This window comes from Solimonas terrae (assembly GCF_011067135.1).
Classification (GTDB): domain Bacteria; phylum Pseudomonadota; class Gammaproteobacteria; order Nevskiales; family Nevskiaceae; genus Solimonas; species Solimonas terrae.
This window is the reverse complement of the sequence record NZ_JAAMOW010000002.1, coordinates 415852-441900: the sequence shown is the minus strand read 5'-3', so window position 1 is coordinate 441900 and position 26049 is coordinate 415852. Positions and strand designations below refer to the sequence as shown.

Below are 26049 nucleotides of genomic sequence, written 5' to 3'. Positions count from 1 at the left end.
GGCACCACGGCCGATCAACTCGCGCTCGCCGGCAGCCGTTGCAGACGGCTCAGGGCATGTTGCGCATGTCATGCGCGCTCATTGCCGGCATCATGTTGGCGTTCATGTGATACATCACCCACAGCGAACCGCTGAGCGTGATCACCACCAGCACCGCCGTGAAGATCAGCGCGAGCATGTTCCAGCCGCCTTCCGACGACGTGTTCATGTGCAGGAAGTACACCATGTGCACGAAGATCTGCGCGAACGCGAAGATCAGGATCACCAGCGTCGCGGTCTGCGGCGAGCGGAATACGTCGCCCATGACGATCCAGAACGGAATCGCGGTCAGGATCACCGACAGGATGAAGCCGGTGAAGTAGCCCTTCAGCGTACCGTGCGGTTCGGCCTCGCCATGACCGTGATCGTGGCTGTGGACATGCGCTTCGAGCGGATGGTCGTCGTGCGTGTCATGTGCAGCGCTCATCGCAGCACTCCCATCAGGTAGACGAAGGTGAAGACGCCGATCCAGACGACGTCGAGGAAGTGCCAGAACAGCGACAGGCAGCTCAGGCGACGGCGGTTGGCAGCCGTCAGCCCGCCCCTGGACACCTGCACCATCAGCGTGATCAGCCAGACGATGCCGAAGCTCACGTGCAGGCCATGCGTGCCGACCAGCGTGAAGAAGCTCGACAGGAACGCGCTGCGCTGCGGGCCGGCACCTTCGTGAATCAGGTGGATGAACTCGGTCAGCTCGAAATAGATGAACGCCGCGCCGAACAGGCCGGTGATCGCCAGCCAGGTCAGCGTCGCCAGCTTGCGGTTGCGCGCCATCTCCAGCATCGCGAAGCCGTAGGTGATCGACGACAGCAGCAGCATCGAGGTATTGACCGCGACGATCGGCAGATCGAACAGCTCCTTCGGCCCCGGTCCGGCCGCGTAGTTGCCGCCGAGCACGCCGTACATCGCGAACATGACCGCGAACAGCAGGCAGTCGCTCATCAGATACAGCCAGAAGCCGAGCATCGTCCCGTTTTCGGGATGATGATCTTCGCCGAGATAGAAGCTGCGGACGTCGTCCACGGTCGTCACTGTCGTGCTCATGACACGGATGCCAGTTGGGCGAGCTGCTGTGTGCGCTCGTTTTCGACGCGCGCCACCTCAGCGGCGGGGATGTGGAAGTCGCGGTCGTAGTTGAAGGTATGGGCGATCGCCGAGCCGATCAGACCGACGAACGACAGCGCCGCCAACCACCACACGTGCCAGATCAGGGCGAAGCCGCAGACCATCGCGATCATCGCCAGGATGAAGCCGGCCGCCGTGTTCTTCGGCATGTGAATGGCCTTGAAGCCCTCGACCGGGCGCTGGTGCCCGCCGGTCTTCATGTCCCACCACGCGTCCAGATCATGGATGCGCGGCGTGAACGCGAAGTTGTAGGCCGGCGGCGGCGACGAGGTCGACCACTCCAGCGTGCGGCTGTTCCAGGGATCGCCCGACAGGTCGCGCAGCGACTCGCGGCGACGGATGCTGACGACCAGCTGGACGATGAAGAACACGATGCCGAAGAAGATCAGCAAGGCGCCGAACGCGGCGATCTGGAACCAGATCTGCAGACTCGGGTCGTCGAAGTGGCTGAGTCGGCGCGTCACGCCCATCAGGCCGAGGATGTACAGCGGCATGAACGCGACCCAGAAACCGACCAGCCAGAACCAGAACGACATCCGCCCCCAGAACACGTCGAGCTTGAAGCCGGTCGCCTTCGGGAACCAGAACGTGATGCCGGCGAACGCGCCGAACAGCACGCCGCCGATGATGACGTTGTGGAAGTGCGCGATCAGGAACAGCGAGTTGTGCAGCACGAAGTCGGCCGGCGGCACCGCCAGCAGCACGCCGGTCATGCCGCCGATCACGAACGTGAACATGAAGCCCATCGTCCACAGCATCGGCAGCTCGAAGCGGATGCGGCCGCGATACATCGTGAACAGCCAGTTGAACATCTTCGCACCGGTCGGGATCGAGATGATCATGGTCGTGATGCCGAAGAACGAATTGACGCTCGCGCCCGAGCCCATCGTGAAGAAGTGGTGCAGCCAGACCAGGTACGAGAGGATCGTGATGACGACGGTCGCATAGACCATGGACGCGTAGCCGAACAGGCGCTTGCCGCTGAACGTCGAGACCACTTCCGAAAACACGCCGAACATCGGCAGGATCAGGATGTAGACCTCGGGGTGGCCCCAGATCCAGATCAGGTTGACGTACATCATGGCGTTGCCGCCGAGCGCGTTCGTGAAGAAATGCGTGCCGACGTAGCGGTCCAGCGACAGCAGCACCAGCACCGCGGTCAGCACCGGGAACGCGGCGACGATCAGCACGTTGGTGCACAGCGCCGTCCAGGTGAAGATCGGCATCTTCATCAGCGTCATGCCCGGCGCGCGCATCTTGATGATCGTCACCATCAGGTTGACGCCGGACAACAGCGTGCCGACGCCGGCGATCTGCAGCGACCAGATGTAGTAATCGACGCCGACGTCCGGACTGTAGGCGATGCCTGACAAGGGTGGATACGCAAGCCAGCCGGTGCGCGCGAACTCGCCGACGAACAGCGACATCATCACCAGCACCGCGCCGGCCGTGGTCATCCAGAAGCTGAAGTTGTTGAGAAACGGAAATGCCACGTCGCGCGCGCCGATCTGCAGCGGCACCACGTAGTTGATCAGGCCGGTGATGAACGGCATCGCGACGAAGAAGATCATGATCACGCCGTGCGCGGTGAAGATCTGGTCGTAGTGGTGCGGTGGCAGGTAGCCGGTCGAGTCGCCGAAAGAGATCGCCTGCTGGATGCGCATCATGATCGCGTCGGAAAAGCCGCGCAGCAGCATGACGATGCCGAGCACCATGTACATGACGCCGATCTTCTTGTGGTCGATGCTCGTGAACCATTCGGTCCACAGGTACGTCCACTTGCGGGCCCAGGTGATCCAGCCGAGCAGCGCGCCGCCGAGCAGCGCGACGACGATGAAGGTGATCAGCAGGATCGGCTCGTGGAACGGGATCGCGTCCCAGCTCAGGCGGCCGAAAATGAAGTTCATCAGATCAGAACGGTCTTGCATCGCCATCATTCCGGGTGCCGATCGGCGTGATCGGGCGTGTCATGGTCCATCGTCATGTCGTTCATCACCATGTCGGCATGACCACCGCTGTTCTTGCTGGCATCGATCGCCATCATCCGGTTCACGCACATCTGCTGCGGATCGACGCAGAGATTGAGAATGGCGTCGTACAGGCCGTCGGCCACCTTGCCGTAGTGATGCACCGGCTCGCGTTCGCTGGGCCTGGCCAGTTCAAGATAGTCGGCGCGCTGCAGGCTGCCGCCGTCGGCCTTGACCTGCTGCACCCAGTGCCGGAACTCCGCCTCGCTCAGACCGTGGAAGCGGAAGCGCATGTTCGAGAATCCCGCGCCGCTGTAGTTGGCCGAAAAACCTTCGTATTCGCCGGGCTGGTTGATGACGGCATTGAGCTGGGTTTCCATCGCCGGCATCGCGTAGATCTGGCCGGCCAGCGCGGGAATGAAGAACGAGTTCATCACGTTCGAAGCGGTGATGTGGAAGGTGATCGGCGTATCGACCGGCGCCGCCAGCTCGTTGACCGTGGCGATGCCGTAGTCCGGATAGATGAACAGCCACTTCCAGTCGAGCGCGACGACCTGCACCTGCAGCGTTTCCGCGCCCTTGGCGACCGGCCGACCGGCTCCGAGCCGGTCGATCTTGCGATACGGATCCAGGGTATGCGTACCGATCCAGGTCAAGGCGCCGAGCGCAATGACGATCAGCAGCGGCGCGGCCCAGATCACCAGCTCCAGCTGCGTGGAGTGATGCCAGTCCGGCTTGTACGTCGCCTGCTTGTTCGATGCCCGGTAACGCCAGGCGAACACCGCCGTCAGCACCATCACCGGCACGATGATCAGCAACATCAGGACCGTGGACGCGACGACCAGATCCCGCTGCTGGAGCGCGACATCGCCGGCCGGCTTCAGCACCACGGCATGGCAGGCGCCGAGCAGCGCCAGCAGGACGGTGACGGACAATCCGCGCAAAACTCTGACTGACATGTCGGATCGGTTGCGTTGAGGGATGTGCCACTTTAATCACCCTGGCCCGGAACTGCGATTGGACGTTTTGTCCTATCGCGCTTTTTTGGCCGATCCGTGACACTGGTCGCCGAAATTGCGTAACCACGCCACAATGCGCGCAGGTCCCCTGGGGATGCGGCGCCTGACGTCAATGCACAAAGTCCGCCACGAGGCACGGTCATGAGTCACGATCAGAAACTGGCAGCGCCGTCGTCCGGTGCCCACGCCGAGCCGGAAAACGTCGCCCCCGGTGAAATCGCGATCGGCGTGATCATCGGCCGCGTGTCCGAATTCTTCGATTTCTTCGTGTTCGGCATCGCCTCGGTGCTGGTGTTTCCACAGGTGTTCTTCCCGTTCGTACCGGCGCTGCAGGGCACGATCTACTCCTTCAGCCTGTTTTCGCTGGCATTTGTCGCGCGCCCGGTCGGCTCCTTGCTGTTCCGCTACATCCACCAGTTCTACGGCCGCGGCACCAAACTGACCGTCGCGCTGTTCATGCTCGGCACCTCGACCGTCAGCATCGCCTTCCTGCCCGGCTACGCCGACCTCGGCATCGCCGCCATCGTGCTGCTGGCGATCCTGCGCGTCGGCCAGGGCCTCGCGCTCGGCGGCAGCTGGGACGGCCTGCCCTCGCTGCTGGCCCTCAATGCGCCGGAGAACCGCCGCGGCTGGTTCGCGATGATTCCGCAGCTCGGCGCGCCGCTGGGCTTCATGCTCGCCGCCGGCCTGTTCGCGTTTCTCGTCCACAGCCTGTCGCCGGAGGACTTCGCCGACTGGGGCTGGCGCTATCCGTTCTACGTGGCGTTCGCGATCAATGTCGTCGCCCTGTTCGCGCGTTTGCGCCTGGTGATGACGCCGGAATTCACGCAGCTGCTGAAAACCCGCGAGCTGGAACCGTCGCCGCTGCTCGAGCTGATCAAGACCCAGGGCCAGAACATCGTGCTCGGGGCCTTCGCGCCGCTGGCCAGCTACGCGCTGTTTCACCTCGTCACGGTATTCCCGCTGTCATGGGTGACGCTGTTCACCAAGGCATCGGTCACCGAATACCTGATCGTGCAGATCGTCGGCGCGGCGATCGCCGTCGTGACGATGCTGATCTCCGGCGTCGTCGCCGACCGCATCGGCCGCCGCACGACACTCGGCATCGGCGCCGTGCTGATCGCCCTGTTCAGCATCGCCGGCATGACGCCGCTGTTCGCGCAAGGCAACTCGATGGGCGCCTACATCTTCATCCTCGTCGGCTTCGCCCTGCTCGGTTTCAGTCACGCGCAGGCCGCCGGCGCCGTCAACTCCAGCTTCGCCCGGCAGTTCCGCTACAGCGGCGCGGTGCTGACCTCGGACTTCGGCTGGCTGACCGGCGCCGCCTTCGCGCCGCTGGTTGCCCTGGAGCTGGCCTCGCACCTCGGCGTCGGCTACGTCGGCCTCTACCTGCTGTCCGGCGCCATCGCCACGCTCGCGGCGCTGCGCATCAACCGCAGCCTGGAAATGCGCGACGACGAGTGAGTGGCGTAGCGCGACGTCATTACCCCCCGCAAAGCCTCGTACGCGCCGGCCTGACTTGAACGAGCCTTTGTTCCGATACCCCACCATCGGAAAGCCTGATACGGTCTCAACATACTGCGCACCCACACTACTCATCGTTCCGATACCCCACCATCGGAAAGCCTGATACGGTCAGTGCTGGGCAGGACCCCGGCAATGACGCAGTTCCGATACCCCACCATCGGAAAGCCTGATACGGTCCTCAGCAGCTGCTCGCTGCAGCCGATGCCAGTTCCGATACCCCACCATCGGAAAGCCTGATACGGTCCGCTCGCTGGCGTGGCAGGCACAGATCATGGTTCCGATACCCCACCATCGGAAAGCCTGATACGGTCCGGCCGCGGCGAAGGCCTCGAGCACGGTGAGTTCCGATACCCCACCATCGGAAAGCCTGATACGGTCATCGAGTTCGTGCAAGCCGGCAACGTGTCTGTTCCGATACCCCACCATCGGAAAGCCTGATACGGTCATCTGACCCGCAGGACAGATCGTAGACGCAGTTCCGATACCCCACCATCGGAAAGCCTGATACGGTCCGCGCCCGTGCCAACGCTTCCACTGCCGCTGTTCCGATACCCCACCATCGGAAAGCCTGATACGGTCTCGTTTCAGGTGCTGGCGGCTGCCGATCTTGTTCCGATACCCCACCATCGGAAAGCCTGATACGGTCTGCACGAGCACCTTTGTCGGCGGCATTTCCGTTCCGATACCCCACCATCGGAAAGCCTGATACGGTCGTCACGCCATGAGGCGCAATCAACCCAACAGTTCCGATACCCCACCATCGGAAAGCCTGATACGGTCGGGGCTGGGCCTGACGCGCCTGACGACGATGTTCCGATACCCCACCATCGGAAAGCCTGATACGGTCAGGATCTCGGAAAAGGCCGCTTCGCCAGTCGTTCCGATACCCCACCATCGGAAAGCCTGATACGGTCGACCGCCATCCCGGGCAATGCGCTTGATGAGTTCCGATACCCCACCATCGGAAAGCCTGATACGGTCAATGCCCGCATCTTCGCCGACATCATGTTCGTTCCGATACCCCACCATCGGAAAGCCTGATACGGTCCCTCGCACGCACGGCCATCGAGCTCGACCAGTTCCGATACCCCACCATCGGAAAGCCTGATACGGTCGCCTCGATCAGTTCGTCCTGCGACGCGACAGTTCCGATACCCCACCATCGGAAAGCCTGATACGGTCAGTGCAGACAATATAGCGTTTGGCATGGGTGTTCCGATACCCCACCATCGGAAAGCCTGATACGGTCGTCGCGCGAAAACTACCGCACAGGTGTGCCGTTCCGATACCCCACCATCGGAAAGCCTGATACGGTCTTTGAGGTTGTCGGCCGTGATGGACAGCGCGTTCCGATACCCCACCATCGGAAAGCCTGATACGGTCTCGCGCAGCCGTTCGGCCGCCGCGCAAGCTGTTCCGATACCCCACCATCGGAAAGCCTGATACGGTCAACACAGTCTGGAATGATCCAGTGCCATTCGTTCCGATACCCCACCATCGGAAAGCCTGATACGGTCCCGCTCGGCTGGATGGACGCGATGTACTTGGTTCCGATACCCCACCATCGGAAAGCCTGATACGGTCCGGCGTGGCCGTCGTGTCGGCCGTCACGTTGTTCCGATACCCCACCATCGGAAAGCCTGATACGGTCTATGACGATCAGCTAGAACTGTACGCTGTCGTTCCGATACCCCACCATCGGAAAGCCTGATACGGTCCTGCGGGACCACGCATACGTCTCGGATGTTGTTCCGATACCCCACCATCGGAAAGCCTGATACGGTCCGAATATGCCGACGCCCCCGCACCAATTACGTTCCGATACCCCACCATCGGAAAGCCTGATACGGTCCTTGATGCCTTGCGGATTCGCGGGCGTCTTGTTCCGATACCCCACCATCGGAAAGCCTGATACGGTCGCGCTCTATGTCGGGGTGAATAAAGACGATGTTCCGATACCCCACCATCGGAAAGCCTGATACGGTCGATTGAAAACAAATATCTCTTATATTTATTGTTCCGATACCCCACCATCGGAAAGCCTGATACGGTCCCACGCGTGGACACCGCGCGGTGATAATTGGTTCCGATACCCCACCATCGGAAAGCCTGATACGGTCTGGTTGCCCGCAAGTCTCTGACTTGCGGGCATTCTTTTTAGATAAGCAATAGTTGTTCAGGCGCATCGGGGCGAATTTTGCTGCGCTTTGGACCTATGAATTCGCGCGTCATGCCGTATTGCTTGTCGGTGATGAAGAAAAATGCCACGTGAGCGTCCTCCGGCACACTCGGACGTAGACGCTCAACCTGAGCCTGAGCGGCAGCCAATGTCGGAAAGTGTTTGAGGTACACCGAGAATTGGTGTTGGGTGAAGTTTTCCCCTAGCAGCGCGCGACGAAACACCGTGTAATCGTGTCGTTCCTCTTTCGTACCGACCGGACAATCGAAACTCGCCAGTATCCACACGACACGCCAACTGTTGATTGCCATGATTGTTGCTGAGATTAGTACGCGCGAACCGTCATCAAGGCAATGCCAGTGTGCCGCTACCGGACTCCAGGACGCGTACAAAACTAGCTACCGTTTCCCGCAAAGCTGCAGGCAACCGAAACTCCATATTGCCCAGCGTAACCGTTCGTTTAACCAGCCCTAGCACCTTCAAGCGCGCTTGCGAATCGAATTCGTCGATGTTGCCACGCAATTCGTACACGGTCTTTTCGACCAGATGCCGGTAGGGCTCCATCAAGTCGTCGGCTAGATTGAAGCAGTTCTCGCGGTTGTTGTGCCCGATGCCCAGCATGGGAGTCAGGCTCGCAACTGCCAATTCGCGGGTGACCATTGAGCGCAGTACCGCATACCCGAAATTGAGGGCGGCATTCGTAACATCCTGAGCACCTTGCTTGTCACGCTTGAAATCCTTGCCAAGTAAGCAATCCCAGTAGTGCTTCGCTGCCTGGCCTTCGTGATGTGACGCGTCGCCCGGCAACACCTCTGTCGTCATACGCTCAAGACGCAGCGCACCGCTCAGATCCAACTCGCGCAAGGTTCTGGCCTCCGTGCGGATACGGGATTGGACAACGGCCTGCCAAAGACGTTTTTGTTTTTCCTCTTGTAGAGCGAATTGCTGGCGGAGACGCAGGCTAGCCTGAGGCAGGCCGAACATCGGAGTGAGCCAACCGCACGGATTGTGTTTGCTGTCGGTCAACAATACGATGGCGCGATTCTCGACCAGCAGTTGCAACGCCCGCGCTGTGAGCTCGATCGTATGGTGGTGCAGAACCGCAACAGCTATATCTGAAGGAGCGACAAAGATGTCCTGCTCGGCCTCCCGGCTTATGCGGATGCGGCCCAAATCAACCGTAAGGCGGGCCGGGCTTTCAATGAGCAGGATGCGATGCTCAGACATAGTGCCTTCAGAGCACTCTTAAACTCGCTATCCCGCGCCCTTTGAACTTTCGCAAACCAGAGGCCGCAGCTAAATCTCGTACTTCTCTGGCTTCAGTCACTAGTGTTCCAATCAGAGCACCGCCGTCTTCGGCCTTTATCTGACGAATGACAAAGTGCTTTCCATCTCGAGCATCTTCCACGGTGTCTCCCTTCCAGAATCGCCGCACACCGTGTGGCGGCCTAGAGCCTTTCTCTCGCATCGCCTCCTGGACATTGACAAGTCGCGGCTTTTTGACAAGTTTATTCTCCACCACAAGCACTTCCAAAAAGGCGTTACCATCGTGCGCATAGCGCTTGTGCAGAACCTTTCCTTCGCGATTCCGATGCACAATCAGTGCGGCAGTAGCAATGGAATTACCAAGTAGTCGAACACGGCGAATCGGGGTTCCGAACTGTGGATGCAAGACTACGTCGTTAAAAACTTGCTTGACGGGAATGCCTGCTTCGACGCGTCGATCAAACGCCTGCAACACCGCATCGCGCGTCGCCACGCTCTCAATTCCTTCCAATGCCTTGCGCGTCTTCTCTTTGTTACCTCCTTTGTCGATGAGCATGGTCAGAGGCTTACTTATCGTCAAAAGATGTTCACCGGAACGTTCATCCGGTTTACGGCTAATTCCGTAGGCAGTCTGCTCGAACAATGGGCCATCGGGGTGCCTATCAGGCTTATGTCTTATTCCCACCTTGCGAACAGCGTCGAGCGATAAATCGCGTATCGCTTCGACGGGTGGGGCGATACGCAAGCTCAGCCGCGCCCGCTCACCACGACGTTCCCGCTCTCGCTCGGTTTTGTAGTGGCGTGCCATCTCGGCATAGAGCTGACGTGAAGTGAGCGAAATCACCAAGGCGTCCACCAGATGATGTCGATGGTCGATGCGCTTGTCAGGTTTGCGATCCGTAGGGATTCCGCCAGCTCGCTCGTCGTGGCCCTCCCACCAACTGCGATGCTTGTGGAACTCTTCAGTTGAAATCCGCTCGCCTTCGCGATCAAGCACAGGGAGCCCGGACTCAAGGCGAACTTCGGGAATCACGGTATCGAGCTTCCAGATTCGCCGCAGATGCGCCGTCAGCTCCCCTCGCGAAACGGCAACGTTAGTACAGACTGCGCGCAGCCATTGCGCAATGAGCTTGGCAATCCATGAACTTTCGTGGAACTGTCTATCGCTAAATCCAGAAACTGCCTCGTCGTCCAGAACCTCATCTTCCCAGTCCTGAAGCAGTAGCAGCCTCGCCTTGCCCCATTGCTTGTTGGCTTGAAGTTGCCTGGCGCGGTCCTCGATGATGCGCCAGCGATCCTCGTCCTGACCGAATGCCTGCCAAGGTGTACGATTTCCCTTTTGCTGGTTGCAGGTACGATGAGCCAGGATGAGTTGACTGCGCTTGCCACCGACGCGGGTTAGCGTGCGCGGTAGGATGTGCTCGCGATCTGTTTCGGCGCCAAGCGCTTCCCCCAGTGTTATTCGATGATCGCAGTAGGGGCAGTAGTACAGCTGACTTTCCCACAAGAGATAGCGGTCGATCTTCCTGTCAGTGACCCGCTGACCCTGATCAGCAAGCGCCTTTGCAGCATCCGATCGCGCATTCTGGTTACGCTTGATGCGATTCTCGATCTCTCCACGCTTGCCTATCCCTAATGCCATGTCACGCGACAGTTCAACGATGACCTCTACAGGCGGACCAGCCAAAGCCTCCATTGCGCGATCAACCGCACGATAGATCTGTCGCAGCGCCACATCCACCACTGTGTTGCCGGTTTCCGCCGGCAGTGGAAGTTCACGACTGACAGCCTTTGCCTTGTGATGACCGGGATAAGCGTCGTCCACGGCCGCACGCTCGTCCCAACCTTCCTGCATCAGCGCGGCCAGCTTCCGCAGCGCCTTGATTGAATATCCCACACGACCACCGTCGAACCCCATCGCGGACAGGCGGCCGAACTTCGGATGTGCTCGCAGGTTATTAATGAAGTCCACGAACTCGTTGTTGAAATTTCTCTGCTTCCCCTTACTCGTCTTGAAATTCAGATGCCACTCGCTGCTGTCCAGCGCGTCCGGTGAACCAAGATCGGCGAGGAAGTTGATGACTTGCAACTGAGTACTTTCGTCGAGCGCATTCCAATCATCTTCCATTCCCAATCGTCGAAAACTGGCGAGCGTTGTGTTCCCTTTCAGTGTTTCGCGGCTGGAACGCTCCATGTTGAGGCCGCGACCTTGAGGTGGAGGGCAACCACTCGCCTCAAGTGCCTTTAGGATTTTCTTGAAGCTCAACTCCCCTTTCTCGGTGAGTTGCTCCGCATCATTCAGCAGCTTGCGCAGAATAGCCTTCTCGTCTTCCGTCATCGGTATTGAGCGGCGCCCGATACCCCATCGCAGATCGGCTATCTGCTTTTCGATGCGGAAGACCTGCGCCGCCATCTGCGCAGCAGGTGCGCGAGGCAGCGTCGGCTCCAATGGGCAATGACCGACCATAGGTGCTGGCGACTTCAGGGGACGCTGAAAAAAAACGGCGTTGAAGAAGCGTTGACGGATATCGCTATCGAGCATGACCGGATGGTGCTGCGACTGCGTATCCCAGATTCGGTCGAATTCCTCCTCTATCATGCGCCGACTGGGATAGAGACCGACGTCAGCGCGACCGAGAACAACCGGCTCACCCTTATTGCGCCGCCACGCAAGATACTGTCCTAAAGTTAGAGAGTCTTTGTTCAAAGCTGCTGCCGCTTCGTGCATCAAGTCCTTCAGCTTTCGCACACCGCCAACAATGTCTTTCTTTTCGTCGGCTGGCGCTTTATCTTTTGCAGCGGTCGAATCCGATCTGGGCTCTTTAGTACGCCGCCTGCTCTCCTTTCCGGACATGTCGGGCTCCGCTTCGACCCAGTCTCCAGAAGGACCACGATTCTTCGCCAAATGCAGCAACACAGGCATCAGTTGCGCCAATTCGATGCATTCTTCAGCCGCTTTGGCGCGCAGCGAATGAATCCCTTGGCCGAAATCCGACGGGGCAGCGGATTTATCCAATCCTAGCAACTTCGCCATGTGCGAAATTTTGCGCAAGCGGCGCGCACGCCGGCAGATGCCACGGCGCATCATTCGGGCAACCCGCCGTGCTGCCTTCTTCGGTTCACCGACGCCACCGGACTTAGCCGGAAGCAGTGGTTCAGACCAGATGTCGAGACTGTAATGAGCAAGACGAACTGGCACTCCATTTGCGTCGAGCTCCCACGCAACGAGCCCACAAGATGCGGTACCAGCATCCACTGCAAGTCGATAGTCCATTGCTCCCCCCATTCAATTCTTGTACCCTGAAAGCCGTATCAGGTTTTCCGATGGTGGGGACTATCGGCAACAAAGCCTTAAAAGGCTACCGATACAAACGGCCTCTTCGGAGGCCGTTTTACTTTCCGCACCAAGCTATTTGCTAATCTTCTTTGCTCACGTCGATCATTGACCGGTTGCCAGCGCCAACAAAAATGGCGGCGTCCAGTTCTTCGCAGTAGCTGACTCCGGCATGAGACGAACATTCATGGCCGACGGATACTTCTGCAAGTGCGGCGGTAGCGAGGAAACTGGAATCCGGACGTTAACGTACTTGCGGTCCGCCGTCAGTTGGACCGTAAACGGAAGGGTGCTGGGCATGACAGGGCTCGGCGGCGTAGGGTCGAATCGAGTCTGCCTGTGATTGGGCTCAAAAACTGAGACCCGGCGCAAACTCTGTCGCGCCATCGGCTACTAACCGCCCATGGCATAACGCGCCACCGCCTGCGCCAGCCGCGCCGCCACCGCCTGCCGCAAGGCCGGCGGCCCCAGCACTTCGACGTCCGGGCCGTAGCGGAGGATGTCGAGGATCAGCTCGTCGTCGCGGTGATACGGAACCGACAGTTCGTAGCTGCCGTCCGGCAGCCAGATGCCCTGTTGGTGCGGATGCCATTGCTCGACGGCGATCCAGCGTGCGCGTGCCGGCGTGAAACGCAGGACCGCGGTTGCGGTCGCGGCGCCGGAGAAGATGCCGTAGGAGCCGCCGAGCTCGTCGTCGAGCTTGACCGGGTCGATGTCCTGCGCGGCAGCCACGAGCGCTGCGGCCTGGCGAACGCAGTCGACCGCGAAGGTGCGCAGCCCGTTCGACTTGTGGCACCAGGCGTCGAGATACCAGTTGTCGCGATAGTGGACGAGGCGCTGCGGTGAGATTTCACGCGTCGTCACCTGCCCGGTGCCGCGCGCCTCGTAGTCGATCTTCAGCCGCAGGCGCTGCAGCACGGCACTGGCGATCACGGCGAAGTGCGCACCCGGCGGACGGGCGGCGGCGCGCAGCAGGCGGATGCGGCCGGCCTCGCCGGTCTGCAGGTTCTGCGACTTGAGGATCTGGTCGAGTCGATCGCGCAGCGGATCCAGGGCCTCGTCGAGCAGACCGGGCTGAAAACTGGCGAGCAGCTGCTGCAGGCTCAACAGCGACTGCAGCTCTTCAGGCGAGAACCAGAAGCCCGGCAATTCGTAGGCGGCGTCGGTGTAGCGGTAACCGCGCGGCTCGCGCGAGGTTTCGATCGGCGCGCCGAGCACATCGCGCAGATAGGCGAGCACACGCTTGGTCGTGGCGCGCGAGCATTCCAGCTCGCTCATCACGCGCTCGAACGGCACCGGATAGCGCGAGCGCTTCATGAGCCGGTGCAGACGGTAGACGTGCTCGAAGGATTTCATGGGTGGAGAGTAGCGCGATTGGCGGCCGGGACCGAGCCGACATGGGGGATCGAGCTTGCGCCTTCGAGCTTCACCGCGTGCCTCGATACACCGCCTGCGGCGGCACTCGGCATGAACGGTTTGGGGGTGAGGGGCGTTGCCGAAACCCGCCGTTCGCCCCGAGTGATCGCGCAGCGATCGTATCGAGGGGTCAGCGCTTTTCGGCTGCACCGCGTGCCTTGATACACCGCCTGCGGCGGCACTCGGCATGAGCGGTTGGGAGGTGCTAGGCGATTGGTTTTGGGGGACGCAAAAAAATCAGGGCGCCCGAGGGCGCCCTGACGGGACTGCTTGGAACCACGCGGGCTTCTTTTAGAAGTCGCCCATGCCGCCCATGCCACCCATGCCGCCGGCCGGCATGGCCGGGGCGTCGTTCTTCTGCGGCAGCTCGGCGATCATCGCTTCGGTGGTCAGCAGCAGGCCGGCGACCGAAGCCGCGTTCTGCAGCGCCAGGCGCGTGACCTTGGCCGGGTCGATGATGCCCATCTCGATCATGTCGCCGTACTCGCCGTTGCCGGCGTTGTAGCCGAACGCGGCCTTGCCTTCGGCGACCTTGTTCAGGACCACCGACGACTCTTCGCCGGCGTTCTTGACGATCTGGCGCAGCGGCTCCTGGATCGCACGGCGCAGGATGCCGATGCCGACCGTCTGGTCTTCATTCGCACCCTTGAGCTTCTCGAGCACCTTGGCAGCGCGCACCAGCATCACGCCGCCACCGGCGACGATGCCTTCCTCGACGGCCGCACGCGTGGCGTGCAGGGCGTCTTCGACGCGCGCCTTCTTTTCCTTCATCTCGACTTCGGTCGCGGCACCGACCTTGATCACGGCAACGCCGCCGGAGAGCTTGGCAAGACGCTCCTGCAGCTTTTCCTTGTCGTAGTCGCTGGTCGCGGCTTCAACCTGCGCCTTGATTTCCTTGATGCGCGAGGTGATGCCGTCCTTCTTGCCGGCGCCGTCGATGACGGTGGTGTTTTCCTTCTCGATCTGCACCTTCTTGGCGGTGCCCAGATCGTTCAGCGTGGCCTTCTCGATCGAAAGGCCCAGCTCTTCGGTGATCACCGTGCCGCCCGTGAGGATGGCGATGTCCTTGAGCATTTCCTTGCGGCGATCGCCGAAGCCCGGCGCCTTGACGGCGGCGACCTTGAGGATGCCGCGCAGGTTGTTGACGACCAGCGTGGCCAGGGCCTCGCCTTCGACATCTTCGGCGACGATCAGCAGCGGACGGCCGCTCTTGGCGACGCCTTCGAGGATCGGCAGCAGCTCGCGGATGTTGCTGATCTTCTTGTCGGTGATCAGGATCAGCGGGTTTTCCAGCTCGACCTGCTGGCTCTGCGCGTTGTTGATGAAGTACGGCGAGAGGTAGCCGCGGTCGAACTGCATGCCTTCGACGACGTTCAGCTCGTTCTCGAGGCCCGAGCCGTCTTCGACGGTGATCACGCCTTCCTTGCCGACCTTGTCCATCGCGTCGGCGATGATCTTGCCGATCGCTTCATCGGCGTTGGCCGAGACGGTGCCGACCTGCGCGATCGCCTTGCGATCCTTGCACGGCACGGCGTTCTTCTTGATCTCTTCGGTGACGGCTTCGACGGCCTTGTCGATGCCGCGCTTGATGTCCATCGGGTCGATGCCGGCGGTGACCGACTTCAGGCCTTCGTTGACGATCGCCTGGGCCAGGACCGTGGCGGTCGTGGTGCCGTCACCGGCTTCGTCGGAGGTCTTCGACGCGACTTCCTTGACCAGCTGGGCGCCCATGTTCTCGAACTTGTCCTTCAGCTCGATTTCCTTGGCGACGGAGACACCGTCCTTGGTGACGGTCGGCGCGCCGAACGACTTGTCGAGCACGACGTTGCGGCCCTTCGGACCGAGGGTGACCTTGACCGCGTTGGCGAGAACGTTGACGCCGGCGACCATGCGCGTGCGGGCGCTGTCACCAAAAACCACTTCTTTAGCTGCCATGTTGAGTTCCTCTTTCGAATTCGGGGGTGCGTGCTTACTTGCTGAAGACGGCGATCACGTCGTCTTCGCGCATGACCAGCAGGTCTTCGCCGTCGACTTTGACTTCCGAGCCGGAGTACTTGCCGAACAGGACGGTGTCGCCGACCTTCAGGTCGAGCGCGATGTTCTTGCCGCTGTCGTCCTTCTTGCCCGGGCCGACGGCGAGGATTTCGCCCTTGACCGGCTTCTCGGCCGCGTTGTCCGGGATGATGATGCCGCCAGCCGACTTCTTCTCTTCTTCAAGACGCTTGACGATCACGCGATCGTGCAGGGGACGAAGCTTCATGGTGAATCTCCAGATAGGTCAATGACTTGGTAAAACCCTGAAGAGTGCCGGAGCCGTTTTCTAGGCACGGTGTTAGCACTCTCCGATGAAGGCTGCTAATTGTTGGTGACGGGCCGGCGGGATTCAAGGGGTAGCGGCAAAACAATTTGCGGCAGGCCGATCCGTCCATGCCCCCGGGGCAAAGCCAGGGCGTGGCCCCGACACCGATGACACCCGGCCGGCGCTGGGCCATCATCGCGCGCTCGAGCAGCGGCACATAAGACACGAGTCAAGGGGAGAAACGCAATGCGCAAGGATGGGCCGCGGTGGCGGCAGATGGCCTCGGCCGCCGGCATCGCCGGTCTGGTCCTGCTGTCCGGCTGCGGCCGCAGCTCGGCCCCGCAGTCATCCGGTGGCGCGGCGCTAGGCGACTGCACGAGCGACATCGCCGGCGACGCCGCGATCATCGACGCGCTCGTACCGGACGTCGCGACGGTCCGCAAACGCCAGGTGGCGGCGGACCGCTTCGGCGACGGCTTCCGCGTCGAAGGCAATCAGGCCGAGCTCGATTACATCCATTACCTCGCCGGGCAACTGCGCAAGCTCGGCGCCAGCGACGTGCGCGAAGAACCGTATACCTTCACGTCGTGGTCGGCGAAGACAACGAAGCTCGAGGTGCTGAACGGCGCCTCGCCCGGCCCGCTGCATGTCGCGTATTTCATTCCGTCATCCGGCAGCACCGGCCCCGACGGACTGAGCGCACCGGTCACCTACCTGTCGGCGCTGTCCGGCGTCAATCTGCTCGGCGCGGTCTACGGCGCCCTGAGCCAGCAGAACCCTGCCGACATCCCGCTGGCGATCCAGGCCACGCTGCAGGACACGCTGAGCGGCGGCGTCTCGCTGACGCAGGCCATCGCGTCCGCGAATGTCGGCGGCAAGATCGTCCTGTACGACGCGCCGAAGCTGGCGCTGCCGATCGGCGCGTTCGAGGCCTTGTCGGTCTACGTCCACGACGACAATGGCACGCTGGGCCCACTGACGCCGTACACGCGGCCCTTCGTCAACGAGCTGATCCTGATCGGCGCGATCGACGCCGCGCTGAAGGCCGCCGGCGCCGCAGGGGTCATCGCCGTGCTCGATTATCCGCCGGCGGCCGCCGACAACTCCTACGTGCCGTTCGGCGGCCTGGCGATTCCCAGCGTGCCGGGCCTCTATCTCGACCGCGACACCGGCGCCGCGCTCAAGCAGCAGATCGTCGATGCCGGCGTCACGCCGCTGCAGCTGAAGATGACGCTCGACGCCAGTCAGGCCGACGCGACCTCGTACAACGTCTCGGCGCTGATACCGGGCGAGTGTGATCGGCAGATTCTGGTCAGCTCGCACAGCGACGGCCCGAACTCGATCGAAGACAACGGTCCGGCGGCGATCCTGTCGATGGCCGAATACTTCCTGCATGCGCCGGCCTCACAGCGCCGGCGCGGCCTGAAGATCGTCTTCACCGGCGGTCATTTCGCCGGCAGCCCCGGCATCAGCGCCTACATCGATGCGCATCACGACGAGCTGCAGGAAAAGGCGATGACGGCGATCGAGATCGAACACCTCGGCGCTCGCGAGTGGGACGAGCTCACGCCCGGCACGATGGCGCTCGACGGCCTGCCGGAGCCGCTGGTGCTGTACGGCGATCTCGGCAGCGTGCAGCAGGACGAAAGCGTGACGTTCGCCAGGCAGTTCGACCGCAGCCTCGTCACCGTGCCGCTGCCGTTCGGCGAAGGCGGCCCGTGGAGCAGCGACGCCGGGCTGCCGAAGATCCAGCTCATCACCGGCCCGGTATATCTGCTGAACGGCCCGCTCCCGGAAGTCTCCAGCGACTTCACCGACTACGATCTCGAACAGCGCCAGATCAAGGCGCTGATCCAGATGGTGCTGAACCTCAACACGCACTCGGCGGCGACACTGCGTGCCGATCGCAGCTTCAGCGATCTGCCGTAGCGGTGCGCTCGTGCGCGCGCTGCATCGCCATCAGGCCCTGTTCGATCATCGTCGCGATCCGCGACGCGAGCTCGTCCGGCAACAGATCGGCGATCCAGACCGCACGACAGCGCCCGGCGTCGTCGAACAACTGCAGGCTGGCATGGTGGTAACGCAGCTGCGGCGCATCGAGTACCGACCAGGCGATGCGCCGGCGCGCATCGTCGACATCGACGATGCGTTCGCGAACACGAAGGCCGTTGCCGAAGCACACCGTGCGGACCTCGCCGTCGACGACGGTATCGACGACGAAGCCCGGCACCAGACGATCGTGCAGCGCGCCGACATCGCGAACCGCGTCCCAGACCTGGGCGGTGCTCGCATTGATCAAAGCCTCACGCTGGATCGAGGCCATTTCAGTTGCCCGGCTTGAGGCAGACCGCTTCGACGTTGTTGCCGTCCGGATCGAGCAGGAACGCGGCGTAGTAGTTCGGGCCGTAGTCGGAACGCAGGCCCGGCGCGCCGTTGTCGCGGCCGCCGGCGGCCACCCCGGCATGGTGGAAGGCGTCGACCGCCGCGCGGCTGGCGGCCGCGAACGCCAGATGCACGCCGCGCACGCCGGCGTCGGCGTGCTCGTGCAGCCACAGCATCGGCCGCCCGTCCGGACCGAAGCCGCCGCCCGAGGCGTCCGCGACGTACCCGAGCGGTGCCAGCACGGCACGATAGAAGCGGCCGCTGGCCGCGAGATTTCCGATACGCAAACCGACATGGTCATACATGGCTGAGGTCTCCGGAGATGGAGACCGCAGTCTGGATGGGGCGTGCCAGGCGTTCTTGGAAAATCTTGCGGTCGCCGCGCGAGGCGTTCCGGAACATGCGCGGGGGTACGCCGGCGGCGCGCCGGAAACTGCGCACGAAGTTGGAGACGTCGTTGAAGCCGGCGTCGTACGCGACGTCGATGATCGGCTGCTCGTTCCCGACCAGCAGGCGTGCGGCACGCCGCAGCCGCGCGCGCAGCAGATACTGATGCGGCGTCACACCGAGCACACGCACGAACAGGCGCAGGAAATGGAAGGCGCTGAGACCGGCGACGCGCGCCATCGCCGCAAGGTCGATGTCCTGCACGGCCTGCGCGTCGATCCACAGCGCGGTCTCGACGGCGCGGCGACGATCCACAGCCGACGGCGACGACAGGCGATTGCCCTTGCCGGCGTGCACTGCGAGAAAGCGCGCCGCGAGCAGCAGGCCGAGCTCGTCGAGCGCGACCTCGCTGCACCCGTCGGCCGCCGCCTGTGCCAGCTCGCCGAGCACCATCAACTCCGGTACCGGCGGCATCCAGCCGGCCCGCCAACTCTGCCGTCGATCGCCGATCGTCTCGACGAGTCCCGCGTCGAAATGAAACGACAGGCACTCGTCGCCGCAGACATGATGGTCGTGCGTGCAACGGTATTCGTCGCCGGGATGACCGATCAGGAACGCGCCGGCGACCAGCTCGTATTCCCGGCCGCGCGATCGGCAGCCGAAGCTGCCGCGGCGCACATAGGAGATCGAATGACGCAGATGCTGCTCGTCGTAGGCACGCTCGCCCGGCAGCGCCCGACAACGATAGTCGGCCACCGTCAGCGCACCCTGCTTGAGGATCGTGACATCGGGCATTGCCGGCGAGGCTAGCGCCGGCCCGGCATCGCCGGCAAGCGCGACGCGCCACGCCGCATTGACGACAATGGCGCCACCCTTTCCGGAGAGTTCCGCATGATCTACCGCCTCGGCGACCGCGTTCCGCAGTTCGACGGCGAGCACTGGGTCGCCCCCAACGCCACCGTCATCGGCTCGGTGCGCTGCGCGCCCGGCGTCGGCATCTGGTTCAACTGCGTGCTGCGCGGCGACAACGACGACATCACGATCGGTGCCAACACCAACATCCAGGAAGGCTCGGTGCTGCACACCGACCCCGGCATCAAGCTGACGATCGGCGCCGACTGCACGATCGGCCACATGGTGATGCTGCACGGCTGCGAGATCGGCGACAACACGCTGATCGGCATCGGTTCGGTCGTGCTCAACCGCGCGAAGATCGGCCGCAACTGCATCGTCGGCGCCAACGCGCTGATCACCGAAGGCAAGGAATTCCCGGACAATTCGCTGATCGTCGGCTCACCGGCCAAGGTCGTGCGCACGCTGGACGAAAGCAGCGCGGCGATGCTGAAAATGCAGGCCCTGCACTACGTGCAGAACGCCAGGCGCTTCCGCGAGCAGCTGCAGCCGGTCTGAACGGATACGGCTCGCGCGCGCAGTCGGCGCTTTCTTATGGAAGCGGGCCAGGCCCGCGACCGCTGCGGCGCCGCGATCTCATCGCCAACAAAAAAGCCGCGCGAGTCGCCTCGCGCGGCTTCTTCACATCGCGGTGATTCTCACGCCATTGCTTCGTACAGCGGCAGCGTCAGGAACTCGGGGAAGTTGTCGGACAGCGACATCTCCTCGAAGATCTTCGCGGCCTGGTCGTAGGTGGCGGTGTCTTCGCCGCCGGCCGTGACGGTGGCCTTCACCTTCGCCAGTTCCTCCGGAATGATCGCGCGCACCATCGCCGCGTCGACCTTGCGGCCGTCGTCGAGCTTGCCCTTGGGGCTGACGACCCACTGCCAGATCTGCGAGCGGCTGATCTCAGCGGTGGCGGCGTCTTCCATCAGGTTGTGGATCGGCACGCAACCGTTGCCGGACAGCCACGAACCCAGATAGTGGATGCCGACGTTGATGTTGTTGCGCACGCCGGTTTCGGTGATCGGCTGTTCCGGCTGGAAGTTCATCCAGTCCTTCGGGCCGAAGGTATCGTCGCGCTGCTTGTCCCACTGGTTCGGGCGGTCGCCCAGCACCTTCTGGAACTCTTCCTGCGCCAGCGACACGAGGCCCGGATGCGCGACCCAGCCGCCGTCGAAGCCGTCACGCGCGTCGCGCGCCTTGTCGTTGCGGATGCCGGCCATGGCCTTTTCGTTGGCCGCTTCGTCGTTCTTGATCGGGATCAGCGCGCTCATGCCGCCCATCGCCGGTGCGCCACGCTTGTGGCAGGCCTTGACCAGCGCCAGCGCGTAGGCGCGCATGAACGGCACTTCCATCGTGATCGCCGCGCGGTTGGCGAGGCAGAAGTCCGTGTTGCGCTTGAACTTCTTGATGCACGAGAAGATGTAGTCCCAACGCCCGGCGTTCAGGCCCGCCGAGTGATCGCGCAGTTCGTAAAGGATTTCTTCCATCTCGAACGTCGCGAGAATGGTCTCGACCAGCACCGTCGCCTTGATCGTGCCCTTGGGCAGACCGATGTGCTCCTGCGCCATCACGAAGATGTCGTTCCACAGGCGCGCTTCCAGATGGCTCTCCATCTTCGGCAGGTAGTAGAACGGGCCGGCGCCGCGCGCGATCTGCTCCTTGGCGTTGTGGAAGAACACCAGCGCGAAGTCGAAGATGCCGCCGGACACGCGCTTGCCGTCGACCAGCACATGCTTCTCGTCGAGGTGCCAGCCGCGCGGACGGATCTGCAGGGTCGCGATCTTGTCGTTGAGCTTGTACTCCTTGCCCTTCTCGTTGGTGAAGCTGATCTGGCGGCGGATCGCGTCGTACAGGTTCACCTGGCCCTGGATCTGGTTCGACCAGTTCGGGCTGTTGGAATCCTCGAAGTCCGTCATGTAGGAATCAGCGCCCGAGTTGTAGGCGTTGATGATCATCTTGCGCTCGACCGGGCCGGTGATTTCGACGCGACGGTTTTCCAGCGCCTTCGGCAGCGGCGCGACCTTCCAGTCGCCCTCGCGGATCGCTTTGGTTTCCGGCAGGAAGTCCGGCAGTTCGCCGGCGTCGATGCGCTTCTGGCGTTCGACGCGGGCCTTCAGCAGTTCCTGGCGGCGCGGCTCGAACGCACGGTGCAGCCTGGCGACCAGCGCCAGTGCGTCCGGCGTGAGGATTTCGTCGAAGCGCGGCTGCAGCGGCGCGTTGATCTGCATGCCTTCGGGCAGTTTGAGGCTCATCGGGGGCTCCGGTCGGGTCCAAGAAACGAATCGCGATGATAGGCCTCGAAACGCGGCAGAAGAATGAACTACACTGCAAATCATCTTTTACTTTTTGTATCAACAGAGTGAATCCGCTCCGGGAAATCGAGACATTCGTGCAGGTTGCCCAGCGCGGCAGCCTCTCCGCCGCGGCGCGCGCGCTGGACCTGACGCCGGCGATGATCGGCCGCCGCATCGATGCGCTCGAAGCCCGGCTCGGCGTACGCCTGCTGACGCGCACGACGCGCAGCCTGAGCCTGACCGAGGAAGGCACGGCGTTCCTCGAGGACTGCCAGCGCATCGTCGAGGACCTTGCCAGCGCCGAGGCCAATGTGCGTCGCGGCAGCATGAGCGCCAGCGGCCACCTGCGGATCACGGCGCCGGCCGGCTTCGGCCGCCGGCACGTCGCGCCGGCCGTCGCCGACTTCCTCGCCCAGCACCCGGACGTCGATGTCTCGCTCGATCTGTCCGATCGCATCGCCGATCTCGCCAACGAAAGCATCGACTGCGCGATCCGCGTCGGCGAGCTGACCGATTCGCGGCTGGTGCGTGTGCATCTGGCCGACAACCGTCGCGTCGTCGTCGGCAGTCCGGCCTATCTGAAGCGCCGCGGCACGCCGAAACATCCGGACGAGCTGGCCGAGCACGACGGCCTCAGCCTCGGCGACACCGGCGGCCAGGCGCGCGGCTGGAGTTTCGTCGTCGACGGCGAGCTGCGCAGCGTCCGGCCACAGGGCCGCTTCGACTGCAACGACGGCGCCGTCCTGCACGAATGGGCGCTCGCCGGGCGCGGTCTGGCGTGGCGCTCGATGTGGGAGGTCAGCGACGACCTCGCCGCCGGCCGCCTGCGCGCCGTGCTGCAGGCCTTCGCCGCGCCGCCGAACGGCATCTACGCGCTGTTTCTCGAGCGCCGCCATCTGCCGCTGCGCACGCGCTTGTTCGTCGACCACCTCAAGCAGCGCTTCGGCAATCCGGCGTACTGGGGAACGCGCGAGCCGTCGGCTTGAGAAAGCAGGCCGCGGAGGCCGTACCATGCCACCACGTTTTCCGAGGAGCACCTGTCATGCGTCGTCTGCTCAGCTTGTCCCTGCTGTGGGTGCCGCTGCTGGGTCTGAGCGCCTGCGCTGCGGTCGCGCCGGACGCACCGGCACCGGTCGCCGCCGAAGCCGCCAACCCTGTGGCGACGCCACCGGCCGAGGCGGTACCGATCAGCGAGCGCCTCGCCGACTACGCCAGCGTCCGGCTGACCGCCGATCTGTCCGGCCTTGATGCCAATCAGAAAAAGATGCTCGGTCTGCTGATCCAGGCCGCCGATGTCACCAATGATCTGTTCTGGCAGCAAAGCTGGGGCGACAAGGACGCGCTGCTGCAGCGCATCGCCGATCCCGGGCGGCGCGCGTTTGCCGAATTGAACTTCGGCCCCTGGGACCGGCTGCACGCGGACGAACCCTTCGTCGCCAGCGTCGGCCCGCGACCACCCGGCGTGCAGTTCTATCCGGCCGACATGAGCAAGGCCGAGTTCGAGCAGGCCGACCTCGCCGACAAGACCGGGCTCTATACCCTCCTGCGTCGCGATGCGCAGGGTCGGCTCGTCACCGTGCCCTACCACGAGGCGTACAAGGCCGATCTGGCGAAAGCCGCCACGCTGCTGCGCGAGGCCGCGACGCTGTCGAAGAACCGCGACTTCATGAAGTATCTGAGGATGCGCGCCGACGCCCTGCAAAGCGACGACTACCAGCCCAGCGACTACGCGTGGATGGCGATGAAGACCAATCCGATCGACATCGTCATCGGTCCCATCGAAACCTACGAAGATCAGGTGTTCGGCTACAAGGCCAGCTACGAAAGCTACGTGCTGATCAAGGACCGGGCCTGGAGCGCACGACTCGCCCGCTTCGCCAAATACCTGCCGGAGCTGCAGCGCGAGCTGCCGGTGCCGGCGAAATACAAGGCCGAGACACCGGGCTCGGATGCCGACCTGAACGCCTACTTCGCGGTTTACTACGCGGGCAACGCCGATGTCGGCGCCAAGACCATTGCCATCAACCTGCCGAACGACGAGCAGGTGCAACTGAAGGCCGGCACCCGCCGCCTGCAGCTGGAGAACGTGATGAAGGCGAAGTTCGACAGCATCATGCTGCCGATCGCCAAAACCCTGATCGCCGAAGACCAGCAATCGCATCTGAGTTTCGACGCGTTCTTCCAGAACACCATGTTCCACGAGGTCGCGCATGGCCTCGGCATCAAGAACACGCTGGACGGCAAGGGCACGGTGCGACAGGCGCTCAAGGATCAGGATTCGAGCTTCGAGGAAGGCAAGGCCGACATCCTCGGTCTGTACATGGTCGCCAAGCTCGCCGACAAGGGCGAGCTGGACAAGACCAGGCTGATGGACAACTACGTGACCTTTCTCGCCGGCATCCTGCGCTCGGTTCGCTTCGGTGCCACCGACGCGCACGCCAAGGCCAACATGGTGCGCTTCAACTTCTTCGCACAGGAGGGCGCATTCACCCGCGATCCGGCCAGCGGCCGCTATCGCGTCGATTTCACGCGCATGACCGAGGCCATGAACGCGCTGTCGGCAAAGCTGCTGACGATCCAGGGCGACGGCGACTACGCCGCCGCGCGGGCGCTGACCGACAGCATGGGCAAGGTCGGTCCGACTCTCGCCGCGGACCTGAAGAAGCTCGATGCCGCGCACATTCCGGTCGACATCCGCTTCGAGCAGGGCGCCGCCGTGCTCGGCCTCGATTCCGCCACGACACCGAACTGAGTCGTCAGCACGGAAAGGGCCCGACGCGAACAGGTCGCGCCGGGCCCTTTTGCATGCACCGGCTCAGATCACGCTGAGCTGCACGTCGACGTTGTTGCGCGTCGCATTCGAGTACGGGCAGACCTGATGCGCCTTGGCGACCAGCGCCTCGGCATCGGCACGGGCCAGACCCGGCAGCGACACCGCAAGTGCGATCTCCAGACCGAAGCCGCCTTCCGAGCGCGGGCCGATGCCGACCGTGGCCTTGACCGTCGTGTCGGCCGGCACCTTCGGGCCGCCCTGCGCTGCGACGGCTTTCATCGCGCCGATGAAGCAGGCCGAGTAGCCCGCGGCGAACAGCTGCTCCGGATTGTTGCCATCGCCGCCGCCGCCGAGTTCCTTCGGCGTGCTGAGCTTGACGTCGAGGGCACCGCCTTCGACGACGCTGCGGCCGTCACGGCCGCCGGTGGCGGTAGCGCTGGTGCGATAGAGAACATTGACTGACATGGGGCACTCCTTGGCTTGTGGATTCTGGATGCGGCCGGCGATTTTTGGATGGATCGCCGCGCCCGACAGGAGTTAATTTACGTCAAATTAAATTGTGTACAAAATAATTTATGGGAATATGGCGCACGAGAATTATGCAATTCAATTGCGCACAATATAATCTTCCGCAAGGAGCCTGCCGGCTCCGCCCTGCTCCCGGACTGCCGCCATGACCCGACCGACCGACACCTTCGAAGACGCCGCCCTGAAGCTGTCGAACCAGCTGTGCTTTGCCGTGTATTCGACGGCGCTGGCGTTCAACAGTGTCTACAAGCCCCTGCTCGACAAGCTGGGCCTGACCTATCCGCAATACCTCGTGATGCTGGTGCTGTGGGAAGGCGACGACCTGCCGGTCAAGGACATCGGCCAACAACTGCATCTGGACTCCGGCACGCTGACGCCGCTGCTCAAGCGTCTGGAAAGCGCCGGCCTGCTGGCGCGCAGGCGTAGCGCCGTTGACGAACGCCAGGTTCGCATCACGCTGACAGCTGCCGGCCGCCGTCTTCGCGAGAAAGCGAAGACCGTGCCCTTGCACATCATGCAGGCCTGCGCACGCTCGACGCCGGCGATGCTGGAATTGAAGGACGATCTGCTGGCGCTGCGCGACCAGCTCAACGCGACCGATTGAGAAGCGAAGCGTG

At 62.8% G+C, this 26049-nt stretch carries 21 protein-coding genes and 1 CRISPR repeat array; of the genes, 6 read left to right on the top strand and 15 right to left on the bottom strand.

The features are described 5' to 3' along the window. Positions 1-49: 49 nt before the first annotated feature. The 4 genes from cyoD to cyoA are packed head-to-tail and all read right to left on the bottom strand — an operon-like array spanning position 50 to position 4090. Positions 50-466 (bottom strand): cytochrome o ubiquinol oxidase subunit IV, encoded by a 417-nt coding sequence (gene cyoD, locus G7Y85_RS05510; protein WP_166253000.1) that lies wholly within the window; start codon positions 464-466, stop codon positions 50-52. Beyond that, positions 463-1083: a cytochrome o ubiquinol oxidase subunit III gene (gene cyoC, locus G7Y85_RS05505; RefSeq protein WP_166252997.1), complete on the bottom strand. Its 621-nt coding sequence runs from the start codon at positions 1081-1083 to the stop codon at positions 463-465. Before cyoC ends, cyoD begins: the two co-directional genes overlap by 4 nt. Continuing rightward, on the bottom strand, positions 1080-3092 hold the full coding sequence (gene cyoB, locus G7Y85_RS05500) for a cytochrome o ubiquinol oxidase subunit I (protein ID WP_174839738.1): 2013 nt from the start codon (positions 3090-3092) through the stop codon (positions 1080-1082). Before cyoB ends, cyoC begins: the two co-directional genes overlap by 4 nt. Positions 3093-3097: 5 nt before the next feature. Further along, positions 3098-4090 carry a ubiquinol oxidase subunit II gene (gene cyoA, locus G7Y85_RS05495; RefSeq protein WP_166252991.1) on the bottom strand — a complete coding sequence of 331 codons (993 nt, stop codon included), beginning with the start codon at positions 4088-4090 and terminating at the stop codon, positions 3098-3100. 201 nt (positions 4091-4291) lie between these two features. Between cyoA and G7Y85_RS05490 the strand changes: the two genes are divergently transcribed. Further along, entirely contained in the window at positions 4292-5614 is a 1323-nt protein-coding gene (locus tag G7Y85_RS05490) for an MFS transporter (protein WP_166252988.1), read from the top strand. A 69-nt stretch (positions 5615-5683) separates the two neighbouring features. Continuing rightward, positions 5684-7797: a CRISPR direct-repeat array (repeat unit 37 nt; unit sequence GTTCCGATACCCCACCATCGGAAAGCCTGATACGGTC). Positions 7798-7834: 37 nt separating this feature from the next. Here G7Y85_RS05490 and cas2 read toward each other — a convergent pair. The 6 genes from cas2 to G7Y85_RS05460 all read right to left on the bottom strand — a co-directional run bounded on the left by cas2 (position 7835) and on the right by G7Y85_RS05460 (position 16132). Next, complete coding sequence (cas2, locus tag G7Y85_RS05485) at positions 7835-8167, bottom strand: CRISPR-associated endonuclease Cas2 (protein WP_166252985.1); 333 nt, start codon at positions 8165-8167, stop codon at positions 7835-7837. 34 nt (positions 8168-8201) lie between these two features. Further along, on the bottom strand, positions 8202-9083 hold the full coding sequence (cas1, locus tag G7Y85_RS05480; RefSeq protein ID WP_166252982.1) for a type II CRISPR-associated endonuclease Cas1: 882 nt from the start codon (positions 9081-9083) through the stop codon (positions 8202-8204). Positions 9084-9090: 7 nt separating this feature from the next. Beyond that, complete coding sequence (cas9, locus tag G7Y85_RS05475) at positions 9091-12396, bottom strand: type II CRISPR RNA-guided endonuclease Cas9 (RefSeq protein WP_166252980.1); 3306 nt, start codon at positions 12394-12396, stop codon at positions 9091-9093. 453 nt (positions 12397-12849) lie between these two features. Further along, entirely contained in the window at positions 12850-13812 is a 963-nt protein-coding gene (locus tag G7Y85_RS05470) for a helix-turn-helix transcriptional regulator (protein WP_166252977.1), read from the bottom strand. A gap of 351 nt (positions 13813-14163) precedes the next feature. Beyond that, the gene (groL, locus tag G7Y85_RS05465; protein ID WP_166252974.1) at positions 14164-15807 is read right to left on the bottom strand and encodes a chaperonin GroEL; all 1644 of its coding nucleotides are present in this window, start codon (positions 15805-15807) and stop codon (positions 14164-14166) included. Between the two features lie 34 nt (positions 15808-15841). Then, a complete protein-coding gene (locus G7Y85_RS05460; protein ID WP_166252971.1) occupies positions 15842-16132 on the bottom strand; it encodes a co-chaperone GroES in 291 nt (96 codons plus the stop codon). A 285-nt stretch (positions 16133-16417) separates the two neighbouring features. Between G7Y85_RS05460 and G7Y85_RS05455 the strand changes: the two genes are divergently transcribed. Then, the gene (locus G7Y85_RS05455) at positions 16418-18100 is read left to right on the top strand and encodes a zinc-binding metallopeptidase family protein (protein ID WP_166252968.1); all 1683 of its coding nucleotides are present in this window, start codon (positions 16418-16420) and stop codon (positions 18098-18100) included. On the opposite strand, the gene G7Y85_RS05450 is transcribed toward G7Y85_RS05455, so the two are convergent. Genes G7Y85_RS05450 through G7Y85_RS05440 form a run of 3 tightly spaced genes read right to left on the bottom strand, consistent with a single transcriptional unit; the run spans position 18084 to position 19735 of the window. After that, on the bottom strand, positions 18084-18494 hold the full coding sequence (locus tag G7Y85_RS05450) for an SRPBCC family protein (RefSeq protein ID WP_166252965.1): 411 nt from the start codon (positions 18492-18494) through the stop codon (positions 18084-18086). The two genes, G7Y85_RS05455 and G7Y85_RS05450, sit on opposite strands and share 17 nt — an antisense overlap. A 1-nt stretch (position 18495) precedes the next feature. Further along, positions 18496-18858, bottom strand: a complete 363-nt coding sequence (locus G7Y85_RS05445) for a VOC family protein (protein WP_166252962.1) — start codon at positions 18856-18858, stop codon at positions 18496-18498. Continuing rightward, the gene (locus tag G7Y85_RS05440; protein ID WP_166252959.1) at positions 18851-19735 is read right to left on the bottom strand and encodes a helix-turn-helix domain-containing protein; all 885 of its coding nucleotides are present in this window, start codon (positions 19733-19735) and stop codon (positions 18851-18853) included. Before G7Y85_RS05440 ends, G7Y85_RS05445 begins: the two co-directional genes overlap by 8 nt. Positions 19736-19831: 96 nt before the next feature. Between G7Y85_RS05440 and G7Y85_RS05435 the strand changes: the two genes are divergently transcribed. After that, positions 19832-20350 (top strand): gamma carbonic anhydrase family protein, encoded by a 519-nt coding sequence (locus G7Y85_RS05435; RefSeq protein ID WP_166252956.1) that lies wholly within the window; start codon positions 19832-19834, stop codon positions 20348-20350. 140 nt (positions 20351-20490) lie between these two features. Here the strand turns inward: G7Y85_RS05435 and aceB are convergent, their stop codons facing one another. Beyond that, a complete protein-coding gene (gene aceB, locus G7Y85_RS05430) occupies positions 20491-22089 on the bottom strand; it encodes a malate synthase A (RefSeq protein WP_166252953.1) in 1599 nt (532 codons plus the stop codon). A 107-nt stretch (positions 22090-22196) separates the two neighbouring features. Here aceB and G7Y85_RS05425 point away from each other — a divergent pair, with 107 nt between their 5' ends. Beyond that, complete coding sequence (locus G7Y85_RS05425) at positions 22197-23117, top strand: LysR family transcriptional regulator (protein WP_166252950.1); 921 nt, start codon at positions 22197-22199, stop codon at positions 23115-23117. Positions 23118-23173: 56 nt separating this feature from the next. Beyond that, positions 23174-24883, top strand: coding sequence for a DUF8614 domain-containing protein (locus tag G7Y85_RS05420; protein WP_166252947.1), 1710 nt, complete (start codon positions 23174-23176; stop codon positions 24881-24883). A gap of 63 nt (positions 24884-24946) precedes the next feature. Here G7Y85_RS05420 and G7Y85_RS05415 read toward each other — a convergent pair whose 3' ends face one another. After that, positions 24947-25369, bottom strand: coding sequence for an organic hydroperoxide resistance protein (locus G7Y85_RS05415; protein ID WP_166252944.1), 423 nt, complete (start codon positions 25367-25369; stop codon positions 24947-24949). 208 nt (positions 25370-25577) lie between these two features. Between G7Y85_RS05415 and G7Y85_RS05410 the strand changes: the two genes are divergently transcribed. After that, positions 25578-26036, top strand: a complete 459-nt coding sequence (locus G7Y85_RS05410; RefSeq protein WP_166252941.1) for a MarR family winged helix-turn-helix transcriptional regulator — start codon at positions 25578-25580, stop codon at positions 26034-26036. Positions 26037-26049: the final 13 nt, after the last annotated feature.

What these genes read in the sequence shown, in the direction of transcription:
- cyoD (WP_166253000.1), bottom strand. Translation starts at nt 466, where the DNA reads ATGAGCGCTGCACATGACACGCACGACGACCATCCGCTCGAAGCGCAT.
- cyoC (WP_166252997.1), bottom strand. Translation starts at nt 1,083, where the DNA reads ATGAGCACGACAGTGACGACCGTGGACGACGTCCGCAGCTTCTATCTC.
- cyoB (WP_174839738.1), bottom strand. Translation starts at nt 3,092, where the DNA reads ATGCAAGACCGTTCTGATCTGATGAACTTCATTTTCGGCCGCCTGAGC.
- cyoA (WP_166252991.1), bottom strand. Translation starts at nt 4,090, where the DNA reads ATGTCAGTCAGAGTTTTGCGCGGATTGTCCGTCACCGTCCTGCTGGCG.
- G7Y85_RS05490 (WP_166252988.1), top strand. Translation starts at nt 4,292, where the DNA reads ATGAGTCACGATCAGAAACTGGCAGCGCCGTCGTCCGGTGCCCACGCC.
- cas2 (WP_166252985.1), bottom strand. Translation starts at nt 8,167, where the DNA reads ATGGCAATCAACAGTTGGCGTGTCGTGTGGATACTGGCGAGTTTCGAT.
- cas1 (WP_166252982.1), bottom strand. Translation starts at nt 9,083, where the DNA reads ATGTCTGAGCATCGCATCCTGCTCATTGAAAGCCCGGCCCGCCTTACG.
- cas9 (WP_166252980.1), bottom strand. Translation starts at nt 12,396, where the DNA reads ATGGACTATCGACTTGCAGTGGATGCTGGTACCGCATCTTGTGGGCTC.
- G7Y85_RS05470 (WP_166252977.1), bottom strand. Translation starts at nt 13,812, where the DNA reads ATGAAATCCTTCGAGCACGTCTACCGTCTGCACCGGCTCATGAAGCGC.
- groL (WP_166252974.1), bottom strand. Translation starts at nt 15,807, where the DNA reads ATGGCAGCTAAAGAAGTGGTTTTTGGTGACAGCGCCCGCACGCGCATG.
- G7Y85_RS05460 (WP_166252971.1), bottom strand. Translation starts at nt 16,132, where the DNA reads ATGAAGCTTCGTCCCCTGCACGATCGCGTGATCGTCAAGCGTCTTGAA.
- G7Y85_RS05455 (WP_166252968.1), top strand. Translation starts at nt 16,418, where the DNA reads ATGCGCAAGGATGGGCCGCGGTGGCGGCAGATGGCCTCGGCCGCCGGC.
- G7Y85_RS05450 (WP_166252965.1), bottom strand. Translation starts at nt 18,494, where the DNA reads ATGGCCTCGATCCAGCGTGAGGCTTTGATCAATGCGAGCACCGCCCAG.
- G7Y85_RS05445 (WP_166252962.1), bottom strand. Translation starts at nt 18,858, where the DNA reads ATGTATGACCATGTCGGTTTGCGTATCGGAAATCTCGCGGCCAGCGGC.
- G7Y85_RS05440 (WP_166252959.1), bottom strand. Translation starts at nt 19,735, where the DNA reads ATGCCCGATGTCACGATCCTCAAGCAGGGTGCGCTGACGGTGGCCGAC.
- G7Y85_RS05435 (WP_166252956.1), top strand. Translation starts at nt 19,832, where the DNA reads ATGATCTACCGCCTCGGCGACCGCGTTCCGCAGTTCGACGGCGAGCAC.
- aceB (WP_166252953.1), bottom strand. Translation starts at nt 22,089, where the DNA reads ATGAGCCTCAAACTGCCCGAAGGCATGCAGATCAACGCGCCGCTGCAG.
- G7Y85_RS05420 (WP_166252947.1), top strand. Translation starts at nt 23,174, where the DNA reads ATGCGTCGTCTGCTCAGCTTGTCCCTGCTGTGGGTGCCGCTGCTGGGT.
- G7Y85_RS05415 (WP_166252944.1), bottom strand. Translation starts at nt 25,369, where the DNA reads ATGTCAGTCAATGTTCTCTATCGCACCAGCGCTACCGCCACCGGCGGC.
- G7Y85_RS05410 (WP_166252941.1), top strand. Translation starts at nt 25,578, where the DNA reads ATGACCCGACCGACCGACACCTTCGAAGACGCCGCCCTGAAGCTGTCG.